Annotated in this window: 11 protein-coding genes; 8 read left to right on the top strand and 3 right to left on the bottom strand. The window is 72.2% G+C overall.

The genetic code is table 11. From position 1 onward, the window contains the following. Positions 1–125: 125 nt before the first annotated feature. Entirely contained in the window at positions 126–1,526 is a 1,401-nt protein-coding gene (locus ACKTSN_RS41205; protein WP_409473729.1) for a tannase/feruloyl esterase family alpha/beta hydrolase, read from the top strand. Positions 1,527–1,530: 4 nt separating this feature from the next. Here the strand turns inward: ACKTSN_RS41205 and ACKTSN_RS41200 are convergent, their stop codons facing one another. Beyond that, positions 1,531–1,713: a hypothetical protein gene (locus tag ACKTSN_RS41200; RefSeq protein ID WP_129796572.1), complete on the bottom strand. Its 183-nt coding sequence runs from the start codon at positions 1,711–1,713 to the stop codon at positions 1,531–1,533. A gap of 244 nt (positions 1,714–1,957) precedes the next feature. Between ACKTSN_RS41200 and ACKTSN_RS41195 the strand changes: the two genes are divergently transcribed. The 3 genes from ACKTSN_RS41195 to ACKTSN_RS41185 all read left to right on the top strand — a co-directional run bounded on the left by ACKTSN_RS41195 (position 1,958) and on the right by ACKTSN_RS41185 (position 7,549). Further along, positions 1,958–4,822: a DEAD/DEAH box helicase gene (locus tag ACKTSN_RS41195; RefSeq protein ID WP_409473728.1), complete on the top strand. Its 2,865-nt coding sequence runs from the start codon at positions 1,958–1,960 to the stop codon at positions 4,820–4,822. Continuing rightward, complete coding sequence (locus ACKTSN_RS41190; protein WP_409473727.1) at positions 4,819–6,087, top strand: SWF or SNF family helicase; 1,269 nt, start codon at positions 4,819–4,821, stop codon at positions 6,085–6,087. The genes ACKTSN_RS41195 and ACKTSN_RS41190 overlap by 4 nt, the downstream gene beginning before the upstream one ends. Positions 6,088–6,208: 121 nt before the next feature. Then, positions 6,209–7,549 (top strand): esterase-like activity of phytase family protein, encoded by a 1,341-nt coding sequence (locus ACKTSN_RS41185; RefSeq protein ID WP_409473726.1) that lies wholly within the window; start codon positions 6,209–6,211, stop codon positions 7,547–7,549. 10 nt (positions 7,550–7,559) lie between these two features. On the opposite strand, the gene ACKTSN_RS41180 is transcribed toward ACKTSN_RS41185, so the two are convergent. Then, the gene (locus ACKTSN_RS41180) at positions 7,560–7,949 is read right to left on the bottom strand and encodes a hypothetical protein (RefSeq protein ID WP_409473725.1); all 390 of its coding nucleotides are present in this window, start codon (positions 7,947–7,949) and stop codon (positions 7,560–7,562) included. A 121-nt stretch (positions 7,950–8,070) separates the two neighbouring features. Then, on the bottom strand, positions 8,071–9,237 hold the full coding sequence (gene xylA / locus ACKTSN_RS41175) for a xylose isomerase (RefSeq protein WP_409473724.1): 1,167 nt from the start codon (positions 9,235–9,237) through the stop codon (positions 8,071–8,073). A gap of 184 nt (positions 9,238–9,421) precedes the next feature. Here xylA and xylB point away from each other — a divergent pair, with 184 nt between their 5' ends. The 4 genes from xylB (at position 9,422) to ACKTSN_RS41155 (ending at position 14,732) form a co-directional block, all read left to right on the top strand. After that, a complete protein-coding gene (xylB, locus tag ACKTSN_RS41170; protein WP_409473723.1) occupies positions 9,422–10,867 on the top strand; it encodes a xylulokinase in 1,446 nt (481 codons plus the stop codon). Between the two features lie 14 nt (positions 10,868–10,881). Next, positions 10,882–12,096: an ROK family protein gene (locus tag ACKTSN_RS41165; RefSeq protein WP_409473722.1), complete on the top strand. Its 1,215-nt coding sequence runs from the start codon at positions 10,882–10,884 to the stop codon at positions 12,094–12,096. Between the two features lie 518 nt (positions 12,097–12,614). Then, positions 12,615–13,217 carry an N-acetylmuramoyl-L-alanine amidase gene (locus ACKTSN_RS41160; protein ID WP_409473721.1) on the top strand — a complete coding sequence of 201 codons (603 nt, stop codon included), beginning with the start codon at positions 12,615–12,617 and terminating at the stop codon, positions 13,215–13,217. Between the two features lie 264 nt (positions 13,218–13,481). Then, positions 13,482–14,732, top strand: a complete 1,251-nt coding sequence (locus ACKTSN_RS41155) for a right-handed parallel beta-helix repeat-containing protein (protein ID WP_409473720.1) — start codon at positions 13,482–13,484, stop codon at positions 14,730–14,732. Positions 14,733–14,775 lie beyond the last annotated feature (43 nt).

Genomic DNA, 14,775 nt, shown 5'->3' with positions numbered 1-14,775 from the left:
ACATCCATACGGAGACGGCGTCATATGTGGTGCCAGTCCATGGAAGATGCGAATGGGGAGCCGCACGATAGGGCAGCCCGCGGCTCTGCTCCCCTACCGCTCCCCGGCACGCTCTGGAGGCCCCGATGCGTCCTTCCCGTGGTGTTCCCTCGGTTGCCGCCGCCCTTGCGGCAACGATTGTGGCAGCGGCTCTCAGCGCGCCGAAACCCGCCGCTGCCGCGGGCCTCGGCGACAGCCACTGCGAACGACAGGACCGTGTGCGCGTGCCGGGCGCGGAGTTCCAGCGAACTGCCTGTCTGGCCGACCTGACCACCACGGGACTGGCCGGCACCCCGTACACCGACCTGGCCGACCAGGCGGGACTGACCGCCCGGGCCACCCGGACACCGTCCGGCGTGCCCGGGGTGCAGGTCGACGGCTACTTCCCGGACTCCTCGCATTTCAACGCCACGCATGGCTGGCGGCATGACGCGCAGTTCGTGATCCGCCTGCCGGACCGCTGGAACGGCGGTCTCGTCGTCACGGGGGCGCCCGGCACCCGCAGACAGTACGCGACCGACAAGGCGATCTCCGATCAGGTGCTGGCCCAGGGATATGCATACGCCGCGACCGACAAGGGCAACAACGGGACCGACTTCTACCGCGACGGCACCCGGCCCGGCGACGCGGTCGCCGAGTGGAACGCGCGCACGACCCAGCTCACGCGCGCGGCGCGGAAAGCCGTCGCCCAGCGGTACGGGCACACCCCACGCCGCACGTACATGACCGGCATCTCCAACGGCGGCTATCTCACGCGCTGGCAGCTGGAGAACCATCCGGAGCTGTATGACGGCGGTGTGGACTGGGAGGGTGCGCTGTGGACGGCGGACGGCCCCAATCTGCTCACCTCCCTGCCCACGGCGGTGGCGCGGGTCCTCGGCTCGGCGTCGGAAGAGGAGTTGTACTCGGTGGGCTTCGCGCGCGGCTCGGAGTTTCTGTGGCCGTACCACGAGAAGGCCTACTGGGGTGTCACGCAGAAGACGTATCGGGCGGAGTTCGACCCGGCATACGATCCCGGCTGCCCCGGACCGTCCGCCGGTGCGACGACCGAGGAGATCCTGGCGCCCTGTGCGTCCGACGCGGCCTACGACTACGCCTCGCGCCCCGCGTCCGTCCATCGCGCCGTGGCCCGGGCGGCGCTGACCGGACGCATCGGGAGGCCGCTGATCACACTGCACGGGGACCTGGACGCACTGCTGCCCAAGGCGGCCGACTCCGACGTGTACGAGGGCATGGTCGACGCCCGCGGGCGGGGTCCGCTGCACCGGTACTACACCGTCCAGGGTGGAACCCATGTCGACGGGCTGTACGACACCTACCCGGACCGGCTGCGGCCGATCCTGCCCTGCTATCGGTCTGCCTTCGACGCGCTCGTCGCATGGGTCGAACAGGGCACCCGTCCGCCCGCGGACCGGACCGTCGCCCGGCCCACGGACGGTGACGTGGTCGACTCGTGTGCACTGGACGGCACCGGCCCGGGGCGGTAGCGCGTCAGCGGCCGAGCTCCTTGCGTCCGACACGACGCAGCCTGCGTCGCTGCGAGGGGTCCAGCGCGAGGTACGCGGCGGCCGGGACTCCCAGCACGATCAGCAGCGCGGCCCACCAGGGAAGCCAGATCAGCAGGATGAGCCCGGCCGCCACACCTCCTGCGGCGATCTTCGCGTTCTTCGACATATGTGTCGCCTCCTTCGCGGCCACTGCCGCTCTCTGTCCTGAAAACGGGCCCGCGCTTCCGGCGGTTCCGGATCGCGACCCTGAGACGCACCCTGAGACATCCCTGACGCCCGACCCTTACCCACCCCCGAGCATCGACAGTGATCCAGGTCACAGCCAAAGCATGCCGGGTCGGCCGACGATGTGCCGTATCCTCGGCGACTCCGATCCCAGGTAGTCAAATTTGAGGAATGCGGACTTCGCTGTGCAGAGGACTCCCGCGGCATCCCCCTCCGAGATCTCCGAACTGGCCCGCTGCTGTGCCGTGTTCCTGCCGGGCGATCCCGCCCGCACCGGCAGCGTAGCCTTCTGGCGGCCGGACGGCGCCGCTCCGCCGGGCGTCGACGGCGGCACCGTCGAGGACCTGGGCGTCGTCCTGCCCGGCGGCGACGGCGTGGAGCTGGTAGGCGTGTCCGCCCTGTTGCTCCCCGTGCGCGCGGCCCTGCCCGTTCTCACGCGCGTGCGTGTGGCCCCGCAGGGACATCGTTCGGCCGTGTTCTGGGGAGCCGCAGCGGTACTGGCCCTGCAGTTCGCGGCGCGTGGCCTGCTGCTGCCCGGCCTGTCCCCCGGCGACCACGACGCCTGGCGCGCGGGCCCGCTGCGCGCCGAGGACGTCGAGAGCGTCCGCCGACTCGCCGCCGCGATACCGCCCGAAGCGCACGCCGTACCGCTGGGCACCACCGAGCCGCTGCGTCTACCCGCACCGGAGCGCCTGCTGCGGGCCTTCCTGGACGCGGCCGCCGACACGCTGCCCCGGTCCCCGGCCGCGTCGCTCGTCACGGGCGGTCCGGCCTACGCGGCGCAGGATCCGCAGCACCTTCCCGGGCAACGAGCGTGGGCCGCCGATGTCGCCGCGGGCAACGACGCGGGCGTACGGATCTCGCTGCGGATCGAGGTGCGCGGTCTGGCGGCCGCGGAGCGGGACGAGACGGAGCCGGCCTTCCGGGCCGTGCTCCAGGTGCACAGCGTGAGCGATCCCTCGCTGGTCGCGGACGCCGCCGAGGTGTGGGCCGGGACGGATGCGACGAGCCGTGTCCTCGGTCCGCGCGCGCGGATGGACGCCCTGCTCTCGCTCCGTCGCGCCGCCCGCGCCTGGCCGGCGCTCACCCCGCTGCTCTCGGCCTCCGTGCCGGATGCCGTCGAACTCGCCGACGAGGAGGTGACCGAGCTGCTCGGTGACGGTTCGGCAGCCCTCGCCGGTACCGGGGTCGACGTGCACTGGCCCAGGGAACTGGCCCGCAAGCTGACCGCACGCGCGGTCGTCGGCCCCCCGGACGACGAGACGGCTGCGCACCGGCTGTCCTCGGACACGCCGTCGTTCCTGTCCGCCGATGCACTGCTCGCCTTCAACTGGCGGTTCGCGCTGGGCGACCAGCGGCTCACCCGCGCGGAACTGGACCGTCTCACCGAGGCGAACCGGCCGGTGGTGCGACTGCGCGACCAGTGGGTCCTGATCGACCCTCAGGAGGTGCGCCGCGCCCGCGCGCAGCAGGACCGCAAGGTCACGCCCATCGACGCGCTCGGCGCCGCGCTGACCGGCTCGACGGAGGTCGACGGCCGCCGGGTCGAGGTGCAGCCGACGGGGTGGCTGGCCGCGCTGCGGAAGCGCCTCGCGGACCCGGAGGGGCAGGAGCCGGTCGGGCAGCCCGCCGCTCTCGCCGCCGAGCTGCGCGACTACCAGCGGCGGGGCCTGAGCTGGCTGGCTCGGATGACGTCCCTGGGGCTGGGCTGCTGTCTCGCCGACGACATGGGGCTCGGCAAGACGATCACGTTGATCGCCCTGCATCTGCACCGGCAGACCGATCCGTCGGCCGCCGGTCCCACGCTCGTGGTGTGTCCGACGTCCCTGATGGGCAACTGGCAGCGCGAGATCGAGAGGTTCGCGCCCGGCACGCCCGTGCGCCGCTTCCACGGCTCGCGGCGTGCCCTGGACGACCTGGTCGACGGGGAGTTCGTCCTCACCACGTACGGCACGATGCGCCTCGATGCGGGTCGGCTGGCCGAGGTGCCGTGGGGCCTGGTCGTGGCGGACGAGGCACAGCATGTGAAGAACCCGTACTCGGCGACCGCGCGTGCGCTGCGTTCCATCGGCGCACGCGCGCGCGTGGCGCTGACCGGCACACCGGTGGAGAACAACCTCTCGGAGCTGTGGGCCATCCTCGACTGGACCACTCCGGGACTTCTCGGCCGCCTCGGCACCTTCCGCACACGGTACGCGCAGGCCGTGGAGAGCGGCCAGGACCCGGCTGCCGCGGAGCGGCTCGCCCGGCTGGTCCGCCCGTTCCTGCTGCGCCGACGCAAGTCGGATCCGGGAATCGCGCCCGAGCTGCCGCCGAAGACGGAGACCGATCGGGCCGTGTCGCTCACCACGGAGCAGACGGGACTGTACGAGGCGGTCGTACGCGAGACGCTGGCGGAGATCTCCGGCGCCGACAGCATGGCGCGGCGCGGTCTGATCGTGAAGCTGCTGACCGGCCTGAAGCAGATCTGCAACCACCCCGCGCAGTACCTCAAGGAGGACCGGCCCACGATCGCCGGACGCTCGGGGAAGCTGGAGCTGCTGGACGAGCTGCTCGACACCATCCTCGCCGAGGGGGCGAGCGTCCTGGTCTTCACGCAGTACGTGGCGATGGCCCGCATCGTCGAACGGCATCTGTCGGACAGAGGCGTGGCCTCGCAGTTCCTGCACGGCGGAACGCCCGTGCCCGAGCGCGAGGCGATGGTGCGGCGCTTCCAGGACGGTGAAGTCCCCGTCTTCCTGCTGTCGTTGAAGGCCGCCGGCACGGGGCTGAACCTCACACGGGCCGAGCACGTCGTGCACTACGACCGCTGGTGGAACCCGGCCGTCGAGGCGCAGGCCACCGACCGGGCGTACCGCATCGGCCAGGACCGGCCCGTGCAGGTGCACCGGCTGATCGCCGAGGGAACGATCGAGGACCGGATCGCCGACATGCTGGACCGCAAGCGGGAACTGGCCGACGCGGTGCTCGGCTCCGGCGAGGCGGCGCTGACGGAGCTGACGGACGCGGAACTGGCCGATCTGGTCGAGCTGAGGGGGACCACACGATGAGCCGTCACGACCACGGACACGCCGACGAGACAGAGCGCACGTTCGCCGCGTTGCCGCCCACGCGCGGGAGGGGTTTCGCGGTGACGTGGTGGGGCCGTGCCTGGCTCAGGGCCCTGGAGGACTCGGCACTGGACGCCGAGCAGGTGAAGACGGGCCGTCGGCTCGCGCGCGCGGGAGCCGTGGGCGCGGTGTCGGTGCGGCCGGGCCGTATCACCGCGGTCGTCCAGGACCGCGACGGTACGGGGCACCGGGCCGACGTGCTGCTGGAGGAGCTGTCCGCAGAGCAGTGGAACCGCTTTCTCGAGATGGCGGTGGAGCGGGCCGGGCATGTCGCCGCGCTGCTCGACCGGGAGATGCCGCCGCACCTCGTGGAGGACGCGGCGGCGGCCGGGATCGAACTGCTGCCGGGCATGGGCGATCTGGAGCCCGAGTGCGACTGCGGCACCTGGGACCAGTGCGGGCACACGGCAGCGCTGTGCTACCAGACGGCGCGACTGCTCGACGAGGATCCCTTCGTGCTGCTGCTGATGCGGGGGCGGGGCGAACGCGCCCTGCTGGACGACCTCCAGGACCGCACCAGCAGGCCCGCCGAAGAACCGGTCGAGCCGGAGGGACTGGACGCCGCGGAGGTCTGGGCGACGGGCGACATCCTGCCTCCGCTGCCCGACCCACCCGAACTCCCCGACCACCCGGGTCTCCCGCCCTCTCTGGACACCGAGGCACCGCCTGCCCCAGGGGTCGGCCCGGCCGCCCTGGAGTTCCTGGCGGCCCGGACCGCCGTTGCGGCGCATCGGATGCTGGCCCAGGCGCTCCGGCCGACGGCTGCTCCGGAAGCGGAACTGACGGTCGCGCAGGACGCCGTCCGGCTGGCTGCGGGGTCTCCTGAGGAGGCAGTGGCGGACCGGCTCGCCGACGGTTCCGGGCGCGGCCGGGACGAACTGGCGTCGGCCGTACGCGCCTGGCAGTACGGTGGCGTGGCCGGACTGTCGGTGCTCGAGGAGGAGTGGGCCGTGGAGGGGGAAACCCTCGCACGCGCGCGTGCGGCCCTGGCTGCGGCCTGGGACGACGACGAGCGGCCGACGCTGCGCGCCAGGGGCAACCGGTGGACGGTCGTCGGCGCGCCGAGCCAGTTGCGGCTGGGTGGCGACGGCCGCTGGTGGCCGTACCGGAAGGAGCACGGCCGCTGGGCACCGGCGGGAAGCGGGGTCCAGGATCCGGCCACGGCACTGGCCGCGGCGGAACAACCGGCCGCGGAAGAAACCTGATCGAACCGGACGTCGGCCGGACCGGCGGCCGATGTCCGGCGTTCACCGGAGCGTCGTACGTCGTTCCCCGTGGGGTTCAAGTCTGGCCGCTGTCACCGAACTTGGTCCATCAGGAGGCCCGATGTCCCCGCACGCCACCGGCCGGCGCCGCGTCCACCGTTCCGTCGCGACGGGCGTCCCTCTCGCCGTGGTCGCCGCTCTGCTGACGGCCGCTCCGGCCACGGGCGCCCCGTCCGAGGACGCGCGCGTGATCCGCACGGCGACACTGGGCGACATGTCGCTCGGCGCGTTCAGCAACGCGCTGCTGCCCGGCACGGTGGCCGACGACCGGGGTGTGGACCTCGGCGGCATCGGCAGCGACATCTACCCGGCGGGCCGCAAGGGCGAGTTCTGGACGGTCACCGACCGCGGGCCCAACGGCCAGATCAAGGTGGACGGCAAGAATCGGCGGACGTTCCCGGTGCCGGGCTTCGACCCGGCGATCGTGCGGATCCGGGTCTGCGGTGACTCGGTGCGGGTGCTGGACGCGACCCCGATCACCACGTCCTCCGGGAAGCCCTTGACCGGCCTGTCCAACCAGGAGGGGCGTGACGAGGCGCCGTACTCCTACGACGCGAGGACTCCGCTGTCGTACGACCCGAACGGGCTGGACACCGAGGGCCTCGTGCGGGCCGAGGACGGCAGTTTCTGGCTCGTCGACGAGTACGGGCCCTCCCTGGTCCATGTCTCCGCGCGCGGGAAGGTGCTCACGCGCTATGTGCCGGAGGGGCGGAACCTCACCGGCGCGGACTACCCGGTCGTGGAGGCGCTGCCGTCCGTACTGCTGCACCGGAAGATCAACCGTGGCTTCGAGGGGCTCGCGCTGCTGCCGGGCGGCGACCTGGTGATGGCGGTGCAGAGCCCGCTGTCCCTGCCGGACAAGGGCGCCGGAGAGGCGTCGCGCACGACCCGGCTGTTGCGCTTCTCCCCGAAGAAGAAGGCCGTCACCGCCGAGTACGCGTACCGCTTCGACGCGGTGAACGTCGTCGATCCCGGCGAGGACGACACCTCCGAGCTCAAGATCTCCTCGGTGGTCGCCGTGGGCGGTGACCGTCTGCTGGTCGAGGAGCGCACCGACAAGGCCGCCCGCCTGCAGCTCGTGCGCCTGGACCGCGGCGCGAACATCCTGGGTGGCGCGTGGGACGACGACGCCACGTCACCGTCCCTCGAGCAGCTCGACGACCCGGCGGCCGCAGGTGTTCCGGTGCTCGCCAAGCGACTGGTCGTCGACCTGGGCACGGTCGCCGGCGTCCCCGGCAAGATCGAGGGCGTCGCGCGCGTGGACCGCGACACGCTCGCCCTGATCAACGACAACGACTTCGGGATGACGGACGGCGCGGAGGCGTTCGACGCCCAGGGCCGCCTGGTCGACAGCGGGATCGAGACGTCGGTGGTCTACGTACGGCTGCCGCGCGGGCTGTGATGCAGTCCTCCTAGGGCAGTAGGTCGCCCGGGATGGAGGGGATCAGCGATTCGAGGTCGCTCGGTACCCCACTCGGCAGTTCGGTCGGGAACTGGGACGGCAGGGACGGCAACTGGCTGGGCAGCCTGCTGGGCAGCTCGGTCGGGATGCCGAGGGACGGACGGGGCGACCGACTCGCGCTGCTCTCGGCGGGCTGCTTGCCGTCCGGGGAGTCGTCGCTGCCGGAGGCCATGAGGACGACGGCGGCGACGGCGCCGACGCCCACGAGCGCGGCGAGCACGATGAGGACGGGGTTCCGCCGGCGTGCCGGAGGTTCCGGCGGCGGTCCGAAGCCGCCGCCCGGAGGCGGTGTGTCACCCGGAGGGCCGGGCGGTTGAGGCGGTACGGGCGGCAGGGCCATACCGCCAGGGTCGCGGCACGCCCGGCCGTGCCGCGACCCCCACGCGGACGTTGACACGGACTCATGCCATGGATCGCACGATTCCGCGGCATTCCGCGTGGAGGTCACGACGGGCGCAGCCTCAGCCGCGCGCGCCCAGCAGATGGTCCATGGCCAGCTGGTCGAGCCGCTCGAAGGCCATCCCGCGCGCGGCGGCCGTCTCCACGTCGAACTCCTCGAAGGCCGTGCGGTCGGCGAGCAGTGCCTGCAGACCGTCCGCCGCGGTGGGCTGGGCCAGCTCGTCGAGGCGGGAGGCGCGCAGGGCCTCCTGGACCTCCGGGTCGGACCGGAAGGCGGCAGAGCGCTCCTTCAGGATGAGGTAGTTGCGCATGCAGCCGGCGGCCGACGCCCACACGCCGTCGAGGTCCTCGGTCCGCGGCGGCTTGAAGTCGAAGTGGCGGGGGCCGTCGTAACCGGCGCTCTCCAGGAGGTCGACCAGCCAGAAGGCGGCGCGCAGGTCACCGGCGCCGAAGCGCAGGTCCTGGTCGTACTTGATGCCGGACTGGCCGTTGAGGTCGATGTGGAAGAGCTTGCCCGCCCACAGGGCCTGCGCGATGCCGTGCGGGAAGTTCAGCCCGGCCATCTGCTCGTGCCCGACCTCGGGGTTGACGCCGTACAGCTCCGGCCGCTCCAGGCGCTCGATGAACGCCAGGGCGTGGCCGACCGTGGGCAGCAGGATGTCGCCGCGCGGCTCGTTCGGCTTGGGCTCGATCGCGAAGCGCAGGTCGTAGCCCTGGGAGGTCACGTACTCGCCGAGGAGGTCGAACGCCTCCTTCATCCGGTCGAGTGCCACGCGCACGTCCTTGGCGCCGCCGGACTCGGCGCCTTCCCGGCCACCCCAGGCGACGTACGTCTTCGCGCCGAGTTCGACCGCGAGGTCGATATTGCGGATGGTCTTGCGCAGCGCGTAGCGGCGCACGTCGCGGTCGTTGGCGGTGAACGCGCCGTCCTTGAAGACGGGGTGCGTGAAGAGGTTCGTGGTGGCCATCGGCACGGTCATGCCGGTCGCGTCCAGCGCCTGGCGGAAGCGCTTGATGTGCGACTCGCGCTCGGTGTCGGAGGACCCGAACGGGATCAGGTCGTCATCGTGGAAGGTCACTCCGTGCGCGCCGAGCTCGGCCAGGCGCTGCACCGTCTCGACCGGGTCGAGGGCCCGCCGGGTGGCGTCGCCGAACGGGTCCCTTCCCTGCCAGCCGACGGTCCACAGGCCGAAGGTGAACCTGTCCTCGGGGGTGGGCTGGTAGTTCATGCCGCGGCTCCCTTGCTCGCTTGCGACTGTTGCACACGACTATTTCGTCATGGCGGTTTACAAATTAGTATGCAGAAGCACCTCTGGGAAGAGACAAGGTGTCTCCGGAGCCGGAACATGACCCAGAGAGACGTGCCTCACAGCAGCCGCCGGGGCGCGTGAGCCGCAGGAAAGGGAGAGCCCGATGTCAGCAGCCGAGGGTCCGCTCGTCGTCGGCGTGGACACGTCCACCCAGTCCACCAAGGCGCTGGTCGTCGACGCGGCGACCGGCGAGGTCGTGGCGAGCGGCCAGGCACCGCACACCGTGTCCTCGGGAGCCGGGCGCGAGAGCGATCCGCGGCAGTGGTGGAACGCCCTGTGCGAGGCGCTGCGCCAGTGCGGCGACGCCGCGCACGAGGCCGCCGCCGTCTCCATCGGAGGGCAGCAGCACGGCCTCGTCACGCTGGACGACCGGGGCGAACCCGTCCGCCCCGCCCTGCTGTGGAACGACATGCGCTCCGCTCCGCAGGCGCGCCGGCTGACCGAGGAGCTGGGCGGCGCGAAGTTCTGGGCGGACCGCACGGGCAGCGTGCCCGCGGCGTCCTTCACGGTCACGAAGTGGGCGTGGCTCGCGGAGCACGAGCCGGAGGCGATCCGCGCGACCAGGGCGGTGCGCCTGCCCCACGACTACCTCACCGAACGCCTCACGGGGCAGGGCACGACCGACCGCGGGGACGTCTCCGGGACGGGCTGGTGGGCGTCCGGCACCGAGTCGTACGACGAGGAGATCCTCGCGCACGTGGGACTCGATCCGGCGCTGCTGCCGCGCGTGGTCAGGCCCGGCGAAGTGGCGGGCACCGTGCGCGACAGCCACGACCTGCCGTTCTCCAAGGGCACCCTGGTCGCCCCCGGAACCGGCGACAACGCTGCCGCCGCGCTCGGCCTCGGGCTGCGCCCCGGCATGCCGGTGCTGAGCCTCGGCACGTCGGGCACGGTGTACGCGGTGTCGCAGCGGCGCCCGGCCGATCCGACCGGTACCGTGGCGGGCTTCGCCGATGCGCGCGGCGACTGGCTGCCGCTGGCCTGCACTCTGAACTGCACGCTCGCCGTCGACCGCGTCGCGACCCTGCTGGGCCTGGACCGCGAGGCCGTCGAGCCCGGCACGAGCGTCACCCTGCTGCCCTACCTGGACGGCGAGCGCACCCCCGACCTGCCGAACGCGTCGGGGCTGCTGCACGGCCTGCGCCACGACACCACCGCAGGCCAGCTGCTCCAGGCCGCGTACGACGGCGCCGTCCACTCACTGCTCGGCGCGCTCGACCTGGTCCTCGACGAGGACGCCGACCGCTCGGCACCACTGCTACTGATCGGCGGCGGCGCCCGGGGCACGGCCTGGCAGCAGACCGTACGACGGCTCTCCGGGCGCCCGGTCCAGGTCCCCGAGGCCAGGGAGCTGGTGGCGCTCGGCGCCGCGGCCCAGGCGGCCGGCCTGCTCACCGGCGAGGATCCGGCCGCGGTCGCCCGACGCTGGAACACCACCCGCGGACCGGTGCTCGAAGCGGTCGAACGGGACGAGGAGACGCTGGCCAGGATCTCCGGGGTACTCTCCGACGCGGCCCCGCTGCTGGAGCGGAGCACACAGATCGACTGAGGACGGACGGAGGCATGACCGCACCGCTGCACGAGGCCCGCCCTGCCGGTCCCGGGCGTGCGCTGCCCGACACCCAGCAGGGCATGCGGCGCCGCAACCTGGCCCGGGTGATGCACACGGTCAGCGCCGAGGGGCCGCTCTCCCGTGCCGCGGTCGCCTCGCGCATCGGGCTGACCCGCGCGGCGGTCTCGACCCTCGTCGACGAGTTGATCCGCTCCGGGCTGCTGGAGGAGCTGGGCCCGGAACGGCCCGTCCGGGTCGGCCGGGGCCGGCCCGGGTCCGCCCTCGCCGTCAGCGGGCGCGGTCCCGCCGGGATCGGCGCCGAGGTCGGCGTCGACCACCTCGCGGTCTGTGCGGTCGACCTGCGCGGACAGGTGCGGGCGAGGATCGTGCGGCACAGCTCCAACCGCGGCCGCTCCCCCGCGCCGGTCGTCGAGGAGCTGACCCGGCTGGTACGTCATGTCGTAGCCGAGGCGGAACGCGAGGGGCTGTGGCCGGCCGGGCTCGCCGTGGCCGTGCCCGGTCTGGTGGCGGGCGACGGGCGCACCGTCGTACGCGCCCCGAACCTCGACTGGCACGACACGGACCTCGGCTCCCTGCTGCCCGTCGAGCTGCCGCTGACCGTGGACAACGAGGCCAACTTCGGAGCTCTGGCCGAGCTGTGGCTGGGCGAGGGCACTCCGCGGGACTTTCTGCATGTGTCCGCCGAGATCGGCATCGGCGCGGGCGTCGTCGTGGACGGGCGGCTGCTGCGCGGAACGCGGGGATTCGCGGGCGAGTTGGGGCATGTGCCGGTCCGGCCCGACGGGCCGGCCTGCGCGTGCGGCGGGCGCGGCTGTCTGGAGCAGTACGCCGGCGAGGAGGCGGTGCTGCGCGCGGCCGGCCTGGAACCGGGCGAGGACCGGGTGGGACTGCTCGCGGCGCGCGCGGCGGAGGGCGACGAGGACGTACGGCGGGCGCTGCGGGATGCGGGAGAGGCGCTCGGTGTCGCGCTGACCGGGGCGGTGAATCTGCTGGACCCCGAGAGTGTCGTGCTGGGCGGGGCGCTGGCCGGTCTCGCGCCGTGGTTGCTGCCGTCGCTGCGGTCCGAACTGGCCGGGCGCACGGCGGGGCCGGCCTGCCCCGTGTCCGTGTCCCGGCTCGGGCCGCAAGGGCCGTTGCTGGGTGCGGCGCACTCGGTGGTGCGCGCCGTGCTGGACGATCCGGCGGCGGTGGCGGAACGTTCCTGACGGGCCGAGAACTGAAGGCCCGACGGGCGAAAGAACGACGTCCCCACCCGTTCGGGTGAGTGAGTTGTCCACAATTCCGCGGCCGTCCACCGATGAGCGGGACGTCCTCCCGTCCAACCGGCAGGCGTCGTACCGTGATTCACGCGAGGCGCAGCCGCCGTGTGGTGACCACGGCGGGTGTGCGGGGCTGGATTGTCGAGGGGGACGCATGATGTCGGTGGAGCTGCCGAAGGGTGCTGGTGCCCGTCCGGTCGCGTCGCGGGGAACGCAGGGGTGTGGTCAAGAGCGATCCCCGCATGCCGCCCGTCCGGCCCGAACGGGGCGAATACGCCTGGATGTTCGGCGGCGCGCCGCCCATGGCGCGCATCGCGCCGGGCACGGTTCTCGATCTGTACACGGAGGACTGCTCCGCCGGGCGCACGCGCGGCTGCGTAAGACGGCGGCGGCGCTGCGGCGCTGAGCGGCCACCGTGGCTCGCAGCATTTCCCGACTTTCCTCAATGCAAAGGCGAATCGTCCATGGAACGGGCCCGACCGATCTCCACCAGGCGTCGCATCCTGAAGGGCGCCGCCGCCCTCGCCGCCGTCCCGTACGCGCTGCTCCCCGAGCCCAGCGTGGGTGCCGTGATGCCGGCCCCGGACCACCCGCACGCCGACTGGCAGCCGGCCACCGCCGCCAACTACACGGCGTCGAACCGAGGGACCGCCCGTCCCGTCGATCTCGTGGTCATCCACGTCACGCAGACGAGCTACTCCAACACCCTGGCCGTCTTTCAGAACCGCCGGAAGCAGGTCTCGGCGCACTACGTCGTCAGATCCGGCGACGGGCACGTGGCGCAGTGCGTCCGCGAGTCCGACATCGCCTGGCACGCGGGGAACTGGCACTACAACACCCGCAGTATCGGCATCGAGCACGAGGGCTGGGTCGACCAACCCGGTTACTTCACCGACGCCCTCTACGAGCAGTCGGCCGCACTCACCGCCGCGATCTGCACGAGGTACGGCATCCCGAGGGACCGGGAGCACATCATCGGGCACTACGAGATACCGGGCACCGACCACACCGACCCCGGACCGCACTGGGACTGGGCGCGCTACACAAGGCTCGTCAACTCCGCCTGAACCGGACGCCGGGCTCGCTCGGGACTTCCGGGATTGGGCACGGCCGTTCACCGCCCCCAGGGCGAAAGACCGCCCACGAGACGGCTGGTACGATCTCCGACGTGCTGAGCGAGAACCAAGCCAGCACAGCAACTCCTTTGTTTGCAGTACCAAACCGGGCTGGTTCCAACCCGGCTGGTGTTGATCGTGTAAGACCTGCCGGTCCGCAGGGCCGCAGGCGACGTGAGCCAGGAATCCCCCTGCCTTCAGCTGGGGAGGGTTCAAATGTCCAGGTCCCTGTCGATGCCGTTGCCGGTCGACGCCCGGAAGCACGGTCTGGTCGGTGAGGGAAACATCGATCAGCCGGCGTTCACCGCCGCGCAGCACGGGGCCGGCCGGGACAACCATCTGGCGGACATCACCTTCGCGCATTTCGAGGTGGACGGTTCGGGCGTGTGGACCCAGGAGTACGACGCCCTGGCGAAGGGGATCGGTCTGCAGTACGTGCTGCGGGGCCGGTTCAGCGATCTGTTCGTGCACGACACCGCGGCGACCGGTTTCGGTTGTGACTTCCTGCAGGACACGCTCGTGGAGGGGGTTCTGGCGGAGCGGTGCGGACGGCAGGACCCCGGCGAGAGGATGGGCGGCGCGGGGACAGGGATCGGCGTGGGCGGCTGGAGCATGGTCGAGCGCCTGACGATCACCGCCCGCACGGCGGTCGGCAACGGCACCAACGGCATCTTCGTGGAGTTGCAGAAGGAGCACTGGCCGCCACCCCGCGGCATCCGCATCACCGCCTGTCACGTCGAGGACAACCGGTTCGGCATCTCCGACTGGGGAGCCGACGGTCTGCTGGTCACCTCGTCGACGATGCTCACCAATCACGAGGCGGGGTTCGACGTGTCCTCCCAGGGCACATCGGGCGTCGGCGGACGCGGCGGCATCGTCACCGGCTGCGTGATCGACGGCAATGTGCGCGACGGCCTCGGGATCGGCAGCACTCCCGGCCCCTACGCCTTCCGCGGCAACCGGATCAGCAACAACGGCCGCCGCGCCGCGCCGGCGGCATCGGGTGGCGGTGACGGGGTGCGCTTCAGTCGTCTGTCCATGATCGACGAGAATGCCGACTGGCCGCCGGACGGGCATCGCGGCAAGCAGCTGACGGTGGGCGCCCAGCACGCCGTGGTCACGTTCAACACGGAAACGGAACTACGCCTGGCGCCTGTGCGGCCGGGGTCAGGGACGGCCTGGATCGACGGCACGCCGACGCCGGGCTCCCCGTACCGGCTGCCCGGTTCCCCGGCGCCGCGGGCCGGAATCACCACCGCCGCCACCGTCTGCGGACCGCACATGCACAGCAACCGGATCTGGGACGACCAGCGGCCCAGGACTCAGACCCACGCCCTCTGGATCACACACGAAGGCAGCTGGAGGGACGGACGCGTGGTCGGCAACGACTTCAGGGACAACGCGTCGGCGGCCACGCGCTTCGACACCGCTCCCGTCAACGGCCGGTGGCACGACAATGAGTCATGAACCGCCGCTCACCACGCCGTTGAGTGGCTGCCAGTACGCCGTT

It is taken from the genome of Streptomyces flavusporus (assembly GCF_046267975.1).
GTDB classification, from domain to species: Bacteria; Actinomycetota; Actinomycetes; order Streptomycetales; family Streptomycetaceae; genus Streptomyces; species Streptomyces flavusporus.
Note: the sequence above shows the minus strand (reverse complement) of the source record. Positions and strands in the feature narration are given on the sequence as shown.